The following is a 14,217-nucleotide window of genomic DNA, read 5'->3' on the forward strand; positions in this document are numbered from 1 at the left end:
CTAAATAACCAACCTGCTAGGACGTTTACCTTGTTAACTCAACAATCTCAATCTCGCTTATCTTACGCATTATTAGTACTGGGAATTTTACTTATTGCCAGTAACTTACGTGCGCCAGTGACTGGTTTAGCCCCCGTGCTGGACCAAATAATTCTTAGTTTTAATTTAAGCGCATCACAAGCCGGTATGCTTACCACCTTACCGTTAATTGCATTTGCTTTAGCAAGCCCATTAGCCACTAGTTTAGCTAAAAGACAAGGCTTAGAAGTGTCGCTTTTTATTGCCCTTATTTTAATTGGCTTAGGCTTAGCATCGCGCATGATAGATTCTGTGCCGGTACTTTATTTAGGCACCGCCGTCATTGGGGTCGGCATTGCGATAGGTAATGTGCTGTTACCGAGTTTAATTAAGCGCGACTTTGCACACAAAGTGGCTGTAATGACCTCGGCGTATGTGCTTGCTATGGGTATTTTTGGCGGTAGTTACTCAGCGTTAATTATTCCCCTTGCCGAATATAAACAAATGGGCTGGCAAATTGCTTTAGCCAGTTACGCGTTAATTACTTTAATAAGTTTATTTATTTGGTTACCGCAATTAAAGCTACGCACCAAACCGACTAAAGATCTGGTAGAAAACACCGGTGACGTTAAAGTGTGGCGCCAAGCCCTTGCGTGGCAAATTACCTTGCTACTTGGCTGTAACTCGTTATTTACTTATATAATTATTGGCTGGTTGCCAAGCATTTTAATAGACAGTGGCCACAGCGCACAACAAGCGGGTGCGCTGCAAGGCTCATTTCAGGTAGCTTCGGCTTTACCCGGTATTATCTTAATTCCCTTATTAGCAAAACTAAAAGATCAGCGCGTACTCACCTTTGTTTTAGGAGTGTTGGCAAGCCTGTCGTCGATTGGACTGTTGTATATGCCAGACTATGCGTCTGTGTGGTCAATCACTATGGGGTTTTGCTCGGGTGCATGCTTTATATTGGGCTTGTCGTTTATTAGTTTACGTACTCACGACTCACATCAAGCTGCGGCACTTTCTGGTATGGCGCAGTGTATTGGTTATTTACTTGCCGCTACTGGGCCTATTATTGCAGGTGCGCTGCATAGTTATTTTGGTAACTGGGCATCTACTTTATGGTTTTGCGCAGGTGCGAGCGCGCTATGTGCGGTGTTTGGTTATTTAGGCGGGCGTAATATTACTATGCGCAACAAAGCGTAAGCGTTAATTAAAAGTGGGCGGTGTAATCATTTGCCCACTTTTATAACTAATTATAGTTTAGTACTTTTTATATATTTAGCTTAAACAGCGCCAATACATTCAACCTCTACAACTGAATTTAGTGCTAACGCTTTTACTGCAAACGCACTGCGCGCAGGATATGGCGGGGTAAAGTATTCAGCATATATTTTATTAAACATTTTAAAGTCATTTATGTCGGTTAGCATAACCGTACACTTTACTATGTTTTTCATACTGTAATTATGCTGCTCTAGGGTGCTTTTTATATTTTCGAGCGTTTGCTTAGTCTCTGCTGCAAAACCACCTTGTGCTAGTTTACCACTGCTTGTAAGCCCAATTTGACCCGACATATACAAGGTATTATCGACCCTTACAATTTGCGAAAAAGGTAAACTTGCTGAGGCCGCATTTAAGTGCTCAATATCACTGTTTTTTGCATTAGCAAAACCATTGCTCAATACACTGGCGAATAAGGTAATTAATGTTATTTTTTTCATCATAAACCTAATTTTTTGGGGTGGTGGCAAATGCAGGCACTTGCACTAAATCGTTCAACCAACTAACGCTAGACTGACACTAAATTTGCGCTACTGGCGTAAACTCATCGCGTTGATCAACCGCCCCTATTCTAAGGCCATATACACGGTTTTCTGTCGCTTCGTTGGTAGCATAAAGTGAGGTGCCACAATTACCACAAAACCCTTGCGCACGTTTATTACCACTTTGCGCCGTTTTTATATATTCTTTAGGCTTACCTTGCGTAAAAGTAACGCCGTTAGGCTCACTCATTATTACCGCTCTAAATGGCCCACTCGACATGCGTTGGCAATCACTACAGTGGCACACTAATAGCGTGTTACTTTGTGTTTTCGCTTGGTATTTTATGTCGCCGCAGTAACAGCTTCCAGTTATGTTCATTTTATATATCCATTATTTTTAACGAGCTCCACCCTTAAGGGTGCTTCGGTATTACACGAGTTTTATACTAAATGTGTACCTGCATAGCAATAAAACACCACAGCCTAAAGCAACTATTTAGTGCCTCTAAATTTATGGTAAATACTGTTTAAACCAACGAAATAAATTAAAAAAGCGTGATTTAGCAATATGCTTATCAGCACTGTTTTTATTAAGCGCATCACGGCGCGCTTGCGCTATATTTGCTTTAGCAGCAAAGCGCAAGCGTTGCTCATTACTAAGATCGTCTTCAAAGTTAAGCTGTAACTTTTTTACCTCACGGCTACGTTTCATTGAACTACACATAGTACTACCTCAAAAAGGCTATTAACCTAATTAGTAGACAGGCTATGTGCGTTTTTTATTTCATAGGATGTTCAATTCAACACGCCTGTAACACTTTAAGCTAACTTAATAAGCCTAAATTGCTTTTTACCACGCTGCATTACCCAAAAACGATCAAACAGCGGAAAATCTAACTGTGCGTGCTCATCTGTAATGGCCTCGCCATTAATTTTAATCGCATTCGCGTTTATTAACTCACGTGCAGTACGCTTTGAGCTGGCCAGTTCACTTTTAACTAGTAACTCAGCAATATTAATTTTCGCGTCGCTAATAGCGTGTACGGCGAGCCCATCTTGCTCTAATTGCTCAAGCTCTGCCAAGGTGAGTGTTTGTACTTGGCCGTTAAACAATAATTGCGTAATGCGCTGCGCGCTTGCTAAGCCTTGTTCGCCATGTACAAAGCGGGTTAATTGCTCGGCTAAAATACCTTGCGCTTGAGGCTTTTGTTGGCTGGTAATGTCATTCGCTTCAATGGCTTCAATTTCTTTTACCGATAAAAAGGTGTAAAAACGCAAAAAGTTGTATACATCGGCATCGTCACAATTTAACCAAAATTGGTAAAAGCGATACGGTGAGGTTTTTTTCGGATCAAGCCAAATTGCGCCGCCTTCCGTTTTACCAAACTTAGTACCGTCTGATTTAGTAATAAGTGGCAAAGTTAATCCATATACAGTTTGCTTATTTAAGCGGCGGGTTAAATCAATCCCACTTACTATATTCCCCCACTGATCGTTGCCGCCAATTTGCACACTACAACCCAGTTCGCTATTTAATTTAGCAAAGTCGTACGACTGCAATAAAGTGTAACTAAATTCAGTAAACGATAAACCTTGATCAGGGCGTTGCAAACGTTGCTTTACCGACTCGCGGTTGATCATATTATTAATTGAAAAGTGCTTACCTACATCGCGAAAAAAATCCAACACTTCAATACCGCTAAACCAGTCGGCATTATTTTTTAATTGAATTGGCTCGCTTAAATGCGGGTTCATTACGCTCTCTACTTGTGAGCTTAAATCTGCTACCCAACCTTGTACGGTTTCTTTACTGTTTAAGCTGCGCTCGGTGGCTTTAAAGCTTGGATCGCCAATTAACCCGGTTGCGCCACCAATTAATGCCACCGCTTTATGACCGGCATCATTAAAACGCTTTAGCATTAGCAAAGGTACTAAGTGGCCAATATGTAAACTGCCCGCGGTAGGATCAAAACCACAATACACAACTTGTGAAGTTGCTAATAACTGCTCAAGCTGCGCTAAATCGCTAACCTGAGAAACCAGGCCGCGATGTGTAATATCTTCCAGTAATTGTGTTGTCATTGTATTTATCCCACACACATGTGTTAATTAGTTAGGGTAAAAATACTAATTAAAGCTGCTACACAACCATATATCCCTAAAGGGATAGAAAGTACTTTATATTAATCAATTTAAGTAGAAGCGCTGTTTAACGGTGCGAAAGTAGTATTAAGGCAAGGCAAATATTTATGCTAACTAATCTTACTCACTAGTGATTAAGTGGTTTAAAAACAGCTGAAAAAACTCACTCAACGAAGACACTTTTAATTGTGCGTAAATACGTTTACGGTGGTTTTTAACTGTACCTAAGGTGATATTTAATTGCTTAGCAATATCGTTAGAGTCGCAGCCTTGCACTAATAGCATAGCTATTTGTCGCTCGCGGGTGGTAAGTTGCTCGTTGGCAAAGGTAGCTAAGCCACGCTCAATTAATTGCCCTGTAGCTGTGGTAGTTAAAGGCCCAAGCAATAATAAGTTATTGCCCCAATGTTGGCGGCATAATGCTTTTATAAGGCTAAAATGAGCTATTAAGGTGCTTTTTTGTGCGGCGCTAAAGCGTTGTTTGCTTTCTAAAAAGCCTAAATAAATAACAATCCAGCGGCTCTCATCTGTGCGCACACTTATACTTAGTTCATCTACCCAACCGGTTTCGTTATAAAACTGTTGCTGGTATTGGGTATAAGCTGCTAAGTCTTTATTTGCGCTGATATCGACTAACCGATACACACCTTCATGGCCACTTTTTGACAGTTCAATATAAAAGGGATCGTTAATAAACGAATTGGTTAAATAGCGCTGAAACAATAACTCGCGTCGAGTATCTATCGAGTCGTATAAATAAATGGGGTGTTTATGGGCTCTACAGCCTAAAATCACCGCGCAGTCAAATTGCACTAAATGAGCAATGTAATTAACTATTTTTTGTGCAAAACCAGTTGAATTGATTGCTTCAACACATTGCGCAATTAGCTCATTTTCAGTGGGTTTTGCAATCATTACTACCACGGTGTTTTAGTTAAATTAAAAGTTTAATTGGCGTTAGCATTATAAAAATTTGCCTGTTTAATACTGGCAAAATCATTAAAACGCACGCCATGTTCGCGCATTACATTTAGCACTTTTTTACTTAGCATTTGGCGTAAATAAAATGGCTGATTTGGCACAAAGTGATGAATACTATGGGTTTTACCAAAGTTAAAACAAAACAAGTGAAACGGCATAAATACCCGACTGGTTAACACATGGGTTTGCTCCAGCATATTGGTTACACCGCCATAGTAATGCATGCACGAGGTAACAAAATTTAGCGAGCTCGAGCGCACAATATTAGGTACAATTAACACCACCATTAAAAACTCAAATAGCGACATAGTGCTTAATAACCAAGCCGGCGAGCTTTGTGCAAGCCCAGTAAATAAATTAACGCCATGAAATATAATTACGCTGTATAAAACAATAAAGTAAGCGGTGGTAATAGGAAAACCGGCATTAAATATCTTAAAAAAGTGAAAGCCTTTAATTTCTTTAGAAAAACGTTTGGCGTTAATTAATAAGCCTAATAAGCCATCCACAATAACCAACGCGCGTAACAAAGGATTTTTAATACCGTTACCCACTAAGCGCTCTTCTAGGTCTTGTTGTGTGCCTGAAGTTTTATGATGGTGTAAATGTAACTTACGACGATACCAAGGGCTGATAGTATTAGGGCGCATTAACCACACGGTTAGCATCATAAAATTATGCATAAATGGCTGATTACTAAAATACTGTTTATGAATTAAATCATGCTCTAACTCATGCGAAATAGATGCAGCCATAGCAGCTAAAATAATACATAACCACGCAGGAATAATGGCTAAATAATATAAAAAGCCAACCCCAACTAATGCCCCAAGAGATAACAGTAAAATAACCAATCCCAAGGTATTTTGATGCGTTAATAATGGATGCTTAGCGCGTAGCTTCGCCTCTTCAGCCTTAATAGCTTTAACAATGGCTTGAATATTTTCTTTTGCACTTAAATGAGTCATAAATTACAACCGATCAATTATGTTGGGGCGGATAATACCCGAACTGGTAAAAAAAACACCTTTGAGAGTACTTTCTTATGCTCTTTGATACTAGTTGCTAATGCTTTTACACGCTAATTACTGCAAAAACAACACGGGCGCCTCTTCTATTAGCGCCCGTAATTTATTTAATCCTAGCGTGAGCTAAGTTTATGTTAGTTTTTTTGCTGTGCAGCTAAATAGTCAATCGCCAGCTGGCTCATTGCTTTAGTGCCCACTTTAAGCGTTGACTCGTCAACATAAAAATACGGCGAATGGTTGGTTGGTGCTGTTTTTACATCTTGCCCTGTTGGCGTGCCGCCTAAAAACAAAAATAAACCCGGTACTTGCTGCGCATAAAAAGCAAAGTCTTCTGCGCCGGTTACTTTTGGCACATCAAACAGGTTATCTTTACCTACTATATTTTTAAGTGTTGGCAACATTTGCGCGGTAAGCTCTGGGTTATTCACCGTTACTGGGTAACCTTTAAAAATATTTACCTGTGCTTCGGCTCCCGACGCTTTAGCAATATGCGTAGCTGTAGTGGTTAATTTTTCAAAAATTTGTTGGCGGTTATCCATATCAAAATTACGAATAGTGCCTACCATTTCTACACTATCGGGAATAATATTGTTACGTACGCCGCCGGCTATTTTACCAAACGAGATAATGGCAGGCTCTTTAGTTATATCTATTTGACGACTAACAATATGATTAACCCCTGAGACAATTTGTGCAGCAACTGAAATAGGATCGACCCCACCCCAAGGCGATGAACCATGCGTTTGCTTACCTTTTACCGTTATTTCGAAGCGATCCGCACTGGCCATAATTGGGCCACTACGATAACCAATTTGGCCGCTGTTTAATCCCGCCATAACATGAATGCCAAACGCCACATCGGGTTGATACTTTTTAAATATCCCCTCTTTTAACATTAACTCAGCTCCGCCCTCTTCGCCTTGTGGCGCGCCTTCTTCTGCTGGCTGAAACACAAACATAATATCGCCGTGTAATTCATTTTTTACAGCGGCTAATACTTCAGCTGCACCCATTAGCATAGCCACATGCGTGTCGTGCCCACAGGCATGCATAACCCCAACATCAACCCCATTATACTTGGTAGTTACCAGTGATTTAAAAGGCACATCAGCTTTTTCGGTTACTGGCAGTGCATCCATATCGGCACGCAGCATTACTGTTGGCCCCGACTTACCGCCTTTTAAAATCCCCACTACACCTGTGTAAGCAATGTCAGTTTCAACCTGCATCCCTAAGGCTTTTAAATGGCGTGCTACAATCGCAGCGGTACGTGTTTCGCGGTTACTTAACTCAGGGTGCTGATGAAAATCGCGACGCCATTCAATCACCTTATCTTCAACCTGATTTATCTGTTTATCGATATTAATATTGGCACTGGCATTAAATGCCCCTAGGCTTGCTAAGCCAATAGCTAATGAGATTAATGAGCGTTTCATCTGTGTTCCTTTTTATTATCTGCCTTTAGCAACACTGTGCAGTGCTGTTATAGAAAATTTTGACGTGAGTAAGTAGATAATGCGCAATGCACTGAGCAATGCAAATAATTACCCGGCTATTTTGAGTTATTATGCAAAACATTTAATAAACTACATAGTAACTAAAACTCACTAGAGTAAAAACACCAATAAAAAATGACGCTGTTTAGCGTCATTTTTGTTTAACTTTATTTTATATATTTACAATATAACTAGGGCGTTTTAACTGCTTTTTCTGGCGAGCTAAATACACCTTTAACAACTTGCCAAGTAACCGCTAATGCGCCCACCATAAATACTACATCACCAATGGTGCGCACCCAGCGTAGCGTTACCAAAGTATCGCTTTGCATTAATGCTTCGCTACGTGCATACCAAAGTCCCTCTGATGCGCTGGCAATAAATTGAATAATACCAACCGGTAATAAGCTAGTGAATAGCATTAACGCTAGCCCTATATTCATCCACCAAAAAGAGGTTTTCATTAAGCCTTCATCAAATTTTAAATGCGGGCGAATGTATCTTAATATGAGTAGTGTAAAGCCCAGCGCTAAAAAGCCATAAACGCCAAACAAAGCTGCATGAGCATGTGTTGCTGTGGTATTAAGTCCTTGAATATAATACAAAGCAATTGGTGGGTTGATCATAAAGCCCAGCACACCTGCACCTAACATATTCCAAAATGCAACGGCTACAAAATACATTATTGGCCATTTAACATTTTCCATCCAAGGCGCACGCGTTTTTAATTTATAATGCTCCCATGCTTCATGACCAAGCACTATAAGTGGCACTACTTCAAGCGCACTAAAAGTTGCACCTACAGCCATAACGGGTGTAGTTGTACCCGAAAAGTACAAGTGATGGAAAGTCCCCGGAACACCGCCTAACATAAACAACGAAGCCGACGCTAACGAAGCCACTGTAGCCATACGTTTAGACACTAAACCCATATTAAAAAATATAAAGGCCAGTGCTGTTGTGGCAAATACTTCAAAGAAACCTTCTACCCATAAATGCACAATCCACCAGCGCCAATATTCCATTACTGAAATATGCGTACGCTCGCCGTAGAAAAAACCCGCACCATAAAATAAGCCAATCGCAATTACCGACAGCATAAATAAAACCAGTAAGTTTTTATCACCCTCTTTATTTAAAGTGGGTGTAATACAACGCATCATTAATACTAACCACAGCAATATTCCAACAAATTTACCAATTTGCCATAGTCGTCCTAAATCAATGTATTCATAGCCCTGATGGCCTAACCAAAAGTTTAGTTCTGGCGGCATTATTTGCGCAATTGCTAAGTACTGACCAATAAACGAGCCAACTACTACCAATACTAACGCCCAAAACAATACATCAACACCCAGCTTTTGAAACTTAGGATCTTCGCCACCATTAATAATTGGGGCTAAAAATAAACCAGCCGCTAAAAAGCCTGTTGCAATCCAAAATAACGCCGACTGAATATGCCAAGTTCGCACTAAACTATAGGGGAACCATTCAGAGGTTTGCACGCCATAAAAGCCCTGCCCTTCAACGGTATAATGAGCGGTAAATGCCCCTACAAATATTTGAAAGGTAAACAAAGCTACAATTAAAAATAAGTATTTACCTAAAGATTTTTGCGAAGGCGTTAAGTTAAAAGATAAAATAGGATCTGTTTTTGGCACGATTGGCTCTTCGTCATCCTGCCTGCGTAAAAATGCCCACGCCCACACTAATGCTCCAATTCCTGCAACCAGTAACACAATACTGACCAGCGACCATACTATGTTTTCGGTAGTGGGTTTATTATCAATTAACGGCTCATGCGGCCAGTTATTGGTATAGGTTGCATTCCCATCTAAACGCTCAGTAGATGCCGCCCAAGCCGTCCAAAAGAAGAACTCGTTTAAACGTGCCCTGCGCTCAGCACTGGGCAAAGTAACTTCTTTCATTGCATAGTTAGCACGGGTTTGCTGCAGCTCAGCTGCACCACCAAACAACGCATTATAATAATCACTGGTTTGCGCTATTGCCTGCATACGTCGCGATGACAAGCTCACAGTGTTGGTTTTTGTATTATAAGTATTTGTTCTATAATCTTTTTTAAGATCATAGCGCAGCATATGCTGTTGTTGCTCATTGAGTTCATCGTATGCTGTGCCAAATTGATCTTCTGCAGCTAAATTTAACCAACTGACTAACTCGCGATGCAACCAGTCAGCTGTCCAATCTGGCGCTTGATAAGCTCCATGCCCCCAAACCGAACCTAATTGCATGCCACCAACAGATTGCCACGCAGTTTGCCCGTCAAGTATTTGCTCTTCTGTGGTTAACACTTTGCCACTTTCTGATACAAACGCGGCTGGTATTGGCGGTGCTTCACGGTAAATTTCTGTGCCGTAGTAACCTAATAATGAAAAGGTGACTGCGACGACCCCTAAAAGGGCCCACCATAACCTTTTATATTCTCTCATTATTACTCTCCTGTTAAATGTACATGACGCAATTTTATAGCGAAGCTTTATATTACTGATGTAACTATTGATAACTTATAAAGCGATCTTTGCAAATCAATAAACTAGTAAGCCGCTTTAGCAACTGATAGTTATTTGTGATACGACAAATTACTTTCAGCTTACTCTTAACATACAGTAAATATCTGAGCAGAATATGTGTCCAGATCAACATAATCGCCGTTAGCGACAATAAAAAAGATTACACAATAGAGTTTTAAAGTTACTTAATGAGTGTTGTGCAAAAATTAAGTGCACTAGGCTATATTAATAACCCCAAGGAAAGGTGGTGGGTTCAAGCTAAATCGTGCTAGAACATATAAAGATGTATTCAATGCTTTGCACAAGCAAAGGAAGCTTTTTAGTTACTGAGATCAGTACACGATGAGTGGTTTTATAAACGAAGAAAATAAAACGGTATTTAATAAAATACCGTTTACTCCGCTGCTACTATTAAAATCAGCCTACGGCTACTTGAATGCCTTTTTCTTCAAGCTCATTACGGACACTTTCTGGAAAAGCGCTATCGGTTATAATTATATCAAAGCATTCAATATCGAGTGCGTGGAAGGTGCCGATCTTTCCATATTTAGAAGAATCAGATATTAAAATTATCTTTTGTGCAGCCTTAGCAACTGCTTTTTTAATGATAACTTTTGGTTCACTCGGCGTAGAAAGTCCTCGTAAGTTCCAAGATGAAGTAGAAACAAACGCAACGTCTATATTCATGCCATTTAAAAAATCGGCCACTTTGCTGCCCACACTCGATTGATTGTCACGATCGACACGGCCACCTGTATGGTAAAGTTCACTCGAACTATGTTTCATTAAATACATGGCAATCATAAAGTCGTTAGTAATAAAGAGTAAATCATTTCGAGGTGCTAAATGACGTGCAATTTCAAGTGAAGTGGTACCAGCATCAAGATAAACCGATGTATTTTCAGGCACAAATTGACTTGCTAGTTTGCCAATTACTGCTTTTTCTGCTGCATTCTGGTGCGCTTTCGCGTCATGAGATGGCTCATTATGTAATATTGTAGTTAACTGCACTCCCCCTGATACCGATAATACTTTGCCATCTTTTTCTAACTTTGCAATATCACGACGAATAGTCATGTGAGATACCGCAAGATTATCAACTAATTCATTGATACTAATAACATCTTGCTGTGAAAGTAATGATAAAATTATTTTATGGCGCTCTGCTGGGATCATAATGGCTAATGTCAGTTATTATTTTGTAGCTATCTTATCAACTCAACCTGCAACTGTGAAGTTATGCTTGTTATTGTTAAATAACTTTATTTTTCTGCAATTTCATTCGTACTTTCAACAATTTTTATATTTTTTCATGCCTAAAATGTTATCAATTGGTAAGTTATGTGAACAAACTGCTTGACGACATTAAATTCCAAACATATAGTCACAACAATTAACGAGGATTAACACATAGAGCCGATATCTCAATAAAGGAAAGTACATGAACAATCAAATACCCTTCAATAAAAAATTACTTACTGGCGTATTACTGGCAGGTCAACTTTGTTTTATAAATAGTGTTGCTGCACAAGAAAATGGCTCAAATACCAATGAAAGACTCGAACAGCTTATTATAAAACAACAGCAGCAATTAGAAGCTTTAAAGCAAGAAGTTAACCTACTAAAAAACAGAAGCAATGATAATGTAGACGTCACTATGCAAGCGCCTGCAATACCACAAAGTAAGGTAGTTCATGCCGACCCTAAGGCTAAAACTAAGCTTGTTGTATCTGGCTGGGTAAACCAAATGCTATCGGTTGTTGATGATGGTGAAAGCGTTGATGCTTACATTGTTGATAATGACTTTGCTGAAAGCAGAATTAAATTTTTAGGTACTGTTGCAGCCAGTGATGATATGACTATAGGCGCAAAAATTGAGCTTACTATTGCACCTAATAAATCTGGTAACGTAAGTCAAACGAACCAAGATGTTAATAATATTTTCGATCAACGATACACAGAGGTGTACCTAGAAAGTCAGCGCTACGGTAAGCTTTCGTTAGGTAAAGGCTTCACCCCGTCACATTCAAGCGCTTTAAGAGATTTATCAGGCACAGCACTTATTGCTAGTGCAAACGTGACGGATCAAGCTGGCGGTTTATTTTTTAGAGAGCGTAATAGTGGCGCTTTAACTGACATTAGGATCCTAGATGGTTTTAATAGTTTTGATGGCCTAAACCGACGCAACCGCCTGCGTTACGATACACCTACTTTTAATGGCTTTAGCTTAGCTACATCTATTATTAGCGATAGTCGATACGATGCAACGCTATCGTACGAAGGACAAGCTAACGGGCTTAAAGTGATTGGCGCAGCCGCTATTGCTGAACCTAATTTGACCAATGCTGATTTACAATATGATGGCTCTGTTTCGGTACTTCATGAAAATACAGGGTTAAATTTAACGCTCTCTGGTGGTATGTTAGAGCGTGAAAACCAAGATAACCCTAGTAATCTATTCGCTAAATTTGGTTTAATTAAAAATTATACGAGCTATGGCCAAACCGCTTTCTCGCTTGATTACACACGCTCAAAACACCTACCTAATGAAGGAAGCGAAAGTACAGCCTATGGGTTAAGCACTGTGCAACAATTAAATAAATTCGGTACTGAAGTGTATGCCTCATACCGCATCTATTCACTAGATTTAGATATGGGCAGCGATGTTAACGATATTCAGGTGCTATCTGTAGGAGCAAGGGTGAAATTTTAATGAACATATTAAATAAAAAAACGCGACAAATATTCCTACTCCTTGGCGTAATTATGCTTGCTGGCTGTAGTGGTCTTAAACCTTATCAATGGCATGATGAACGTGAAGAGGGTTTAAAAACAGGCCTTTTTAGCGGCGCTGATGGCGAGTTTGTTATTTTAGATAATACTAACGAAAAAATAACCGTAAAATAAACGAATTCAAAATATGACATAACAAAGCTAATCACACTTTTACCCGTTAAATGTATGATTAGCTTTAGTTAAGACGTGTTGACCTTGGCAGTATTAAGCCATTTAAAACAAATTATATTTACCTCCTTCCATAGCTACTATTTTTAACTACCTATATTCCACATAAATTCACAACACAACCTAATACTTTAAAGTACTAATCTATGACTAAATGGTCGGTTTTATAAGCTAAAGTGCTTGACGACCAAATCACCTTAACATATAGTCACAATAGTTAACTATATTTAACACGAAGCACATACACGTTTAAAACGAGGTGAATAGATGAATGAACAACCAATCAAATCAGTCGCTGTTATAGGCCTTGGTTCCATGGGAATGGGCGCAGCTCAGTCGTGTGTACGTGCAGGACTTGATGTATACGGTGTTGATTTAAACCTTGAAGCGCTAAAAACATTAAAAGAATATGGCGCTAAAGCGGTATCAAGCAACGCGAATGATTTTGCCAAAGACCTAGATGCGGTACTTTTACTGTTAATTAATGCAAAACAAGTAAAGTCTGTATTGTTTGACTCTGGCCTTGCTCGCGCCCTTAAGCCAAACACAGCCGTTATGGTATCAGCTACTATTTCTGCCCAAGATGCTAAAGACATTGCAGCGGGTTTAGCTGAGTATCAGCTTATTATGTTAGACGCCCCGGTATCTGGCGGCGCAATAAAAGCAGCTAGCGGTGAAATGACTATTATGGCATCAGGCTCAGCAGCAGCCTTTACTAAACTTGCGCCTATTTTAGAGGCAACCGCCGCAAAAGTTTACAACATAGGCCTTGAAATAGGGCTAGGCGCAACGGTAAAAATTATTCACCAGCTATTAGCGGGTGTACATATAGCAGCAGGTGCTGAAGCAATGGCATTAGCTGCACGGGCAAATATTCCTTTAAATCTTATGTACGATGTTGTAACAAATGCAGCCGGTAATTCGTGGATGTTCGAAAACCGCATGAAACATGTGGTTGACGGTGACTATTCTCCTAACTCTATGGTTGATATTTTTGTTAAGGATTTAGGCTTAGTTTCAGAAACCGCGCGAGATCTCGAGTTCGAACTTCCTCTCACTAGCACCGCGCTTAACATGTTTACCAGCGCCAGTAATGCCGGTTTTGGTAAAGAAGACGACAGTGCCGTTATAAAAATTTTTAAAGGTATTGAGTTACCTGGTGTGGAGAGCTAATTATGTTACTTGGTGTAATTGCAGACGACTTTACCGGAGCAACCGACATTGCTGGTTTCCTCGTTGAACATGGTATGCGTACGGTACAACTTAACGATGTACCTCACTGTAACACTGT

At 39.8% G+C, this 14,217-nt stretch carries 13 protein-coding genes and 1 pseudogene; 5 read left to right on the top strand and 9 right to left on the bottom strand.

The genetic code is table 11. The annotated features are described in order from the left end of the window. The first annotated feature begins 30 nt into the window (after nucleotides 1-30). Nucleotides 31-1,224 carry an MFS transporter gene (locus I6E78_RS15165; RefSeq protein ID WP_011329059.1) on the top strand — a complete coding sequence of 398 codons (1,194 nt, stop codon included), beginning with the start codon at nucleotides 31-33 and terminating at the stop codon, nucleotides 1,222-1,224. Between the two features lie 80 nt (nucleotides 1,225-1,304). Here I6E78_RS15165 and I6E78_RS15170 read toward each other — a convergent pair whose 3' ends face one another. The 9 genes and pseudogenes from I6E78_RS15170 to I6E78_RS15210 form a co-directional block, all read right to left on the bottom strand. After that, nucleotides 1,305-1,745 carry a Rid family detoxifying hydrolase gene (locus I6E78_RS15170; RefSeq protein WP_041454544.1) on the bottom strand — a complete coding sequence of 147 codons (441 nt, stop codon included), beginning with the start codon at nucleotides 1,743-1,745 and terminating at the stop codon, nucleotides 1,305-1,307. 4 nt (nucleotides 1,746-1,749) lie between these two features. Then, a pseudogene (locus I6E78_RS15175) lies at nucleotides 1,750-2,163 on the bottom strand (GFA family protein). A 132-nt stretch (nucleotides 2,164-2,295) separates the two neighbouring features. After that, nucleotides 2,296-2,508, bottom strand: a complete 213-nt coding sequence (locus I6E78_RS15180; protein ID WP_011329062.1) for a hypothetical protein — start codon at nucleotides 2,506-2,508, stop codon at nucleotides 2,296-2,298. A 95-nt stretch (nucleotides 2,509-2,603) separates the two neighbouring features. After that, a complete protein-coding gene (tyrS, locus tag I6E78_RS15185) occupies nucleotides 2,604-3,866 on the bottom strand; it encodes a tyrosine--tRNA ligase (RefSeq protein ID WP_011329063.1) in 1,263 nt (420 codons plus the stop codon). A 180-nt stretch (nucleotides 3,867-4,046) separates the two neighbouring features. Next, nucleotides 4,047-4,841 carry a LuxR C-terminal-related transcriptional regulator gene (locus I6E78_RS15190; RefSeq protein ID WP_011329064.1) on the bottom strand — a complete coding sequence of 265 codons (795 nt, stop codon included), beginning with the start codon at nucleotides 4,839-4,841 and terminating at the stop codon, nucleotides 4,047-4,049. Nucleotides 4,842-4,873: 32 nt separating this feature from the next. Next, nucleotides 4,874-5,875 (bottom strand): fatty acid desaturase, encoded by a 1,002-nt coding sequence (locus tag I6E78_RS15195; protein ID WP_011329065.1) that lies wholly within the window; start codon nucleotides 5,873-5,875, stop codon nucleotides 4,874-4,876. 194 nt (nucleotides 5,876-6,069) lie between these two features. Beyond that, nucleotides 6,070-7,371 (bottom strand): M20 family metallopeptidase, encoded by a 1,302-nt coding sequence (locus I6E78_RS15200; protein ID WP_011329066.1) that lies wholly within the window; start codon nucleotides 7,369-7,371, stop codon nucleotides 6,070-6,072. A gap of 251 nt (nucleotides 7,372-7,622) precedes the next feature. Further along, nucleotides 7,623-9,881 carry a nitric-oxide reductase large subunit gene (locus tag I6E78_RS15205; RefSeq protein ID WP_011329067.1) on the bottom strand — a complete coding sequence of 753 codons (2,259 nt, stop codon included), beginning with the start codon at nucleotides 9,879-9,881 and terminating at the stop codon, nucleotides 7,623-7,625. 498 nt (nucleotides 9,882-10,379) lie between these two features. After that, the gene (locus I6E78_RS15210) at nucleotides 10,380-11,138 is read right to left on the bottom strand and encodes a DeoR/GlpR family DNA-binding transcription regulator (protein ID WP_197182829.1); all 759 of its coding nucleotides are present in this window, start codon (nucleotides 11,136-11,138) and stop codon (nucleotides 10,380-10,382) included. 265 nt (nucleotides 11,139-11,403) lie between these two features. Between I6E78_RS15210 and I6E78_RS15215 the strand changes: the two genes are divergently transcribed. From I6E78_RS15215 to I6E78_RS15230, 4 genes are all read left to right on the top strand, one after another. Beyond that, entirely contained in the window at nucleotides 11,404-12,675 is a 1,272-nt protein-coding gene (locus tag I6E78_RS15215; protein WP_197182830.1) for a porin, read from the top strand. Next, a complete protein-coding gene (locus I6E78_RS15220; RefSeq protein WP_058374040.1) occupies nucleotides 12,675-12,869 on the top strand; it encodes a hypothetical protein in 195 nt (64 codons plus the stop codon). The genes I6E78_RS15215 and I6E78_RS15220 overlap by 1 nt, the downstream gene beginning before the upstream one ends. Nucleotides 12,870-13,193: 324 nt before the next feature. Then, nucleotides 13,194-14,099, top strand: a complete 906-nt coding sequence (gene ltnD / locus I6E78_RS15225; protein WP_182684612.1) for an L-threonate dehydrogenase — start codon at nucleotides 13,194-13,196, stop codon at nucleotides 14,097-14,099. Between the two features lie 2 nt (nucleotides 14,100-14,101). Continuing rightward, nucleotides 14,102-14,217 (top strand): four-carbon acid sugar kinase family protein (locus I6E78_RS15230; RefSeq protein ID WP_231618016.1); only part of this gene is annotated, 116 nt, incomplete at its 3' end.

This window comes from Pseudoalteromonas sp. NZS127 (genome assembly GCF_015864805.1).
Lineage (GTDB): Bacteria > Pseudomonadota > Gammaproteobacteria > Enterobacterales > Alteromonadaceae > Pseudoalteromonas > Pseudoalteromonas nigrifaciens.

Bases quoted from the DNA above. Each gene is read 5' to 3' on its own strand.
- I6E78_RS15220 (WP_058374040.1), top strand. From the start codon at position 12,675: ATGAACATATTAAATAAAAAAACGCGACAAATATTCCTACTCCTTGGC.
- I6E78_RS15170 (WP_041454544.1), bottom strand. From the start codon at position 1,745: ATGATGAAAAAAATAACATTAATTACCTTATTCGCCAGTGTATTGAGC.
- tyrS (WP_011329063.1), bottom strand. From the start codon at position 3,866: ATGACAACACAATTACTGGAAGATATTACACATCGCGGCCTGGTTTCT.
- I6E78_RS15205 (WP_011329067.1), bottom strand. From the start codon at position 9,881: ATGAGAGAATATAAAAGGTTATGGTGGGCCCTTTTAGGGGTCGTCGCA.
- I6E78_RS15215 (WP_197182830.1), top strand. From the start codon at position 11,404: ATGAACAATCAAATACCCTTCAATAAAAAATTACTTACTGGCGTATTA.
- I6E78_RS15195 (WP_011329065.1), bottom strand. From the start codon at position 5,875: ATGACTCATTTAAGTGCAAAAGAAAATATTCAAGCCATTGTTAAAGCT.
- I6E78_RS15210 (WP_197182829.1), bottom strand. From the start codon at position 11,138: ATGATCCCAGCAGAGCGCCATAAAATAATTTTATCATTACTTTCACAG.
- I6E78_RS15200 (WP_011329066.1), bottom strand. From the start codon at position 7,371: ATGAAACGCTCATTAATCTCATTAGCTATTGGCTTAGCAAGCCTAGGG.
- I6E78_RS15180 (WP_011329062.1), bottom strand. From the start codon at position 2,508: ATGTGTAGTTCAATGAAACGTAGCCGTGAGGTAAAAAAGTTACAGCTT.
- ltnD (WP_182684612.1), top strand. From the start codon at position 13,194: ATGAATGAACAACCAATCAAATCAGTCGCTGTTATAGGCCTTGGTTCC.
- I6E78_RS15190 (WP_011329064.1), bottom strand. From the start codon at position 4,841: ATGATTGCAAAACCCACTGAAAATGAGCTAATTGCGCAATGTGTTGAA.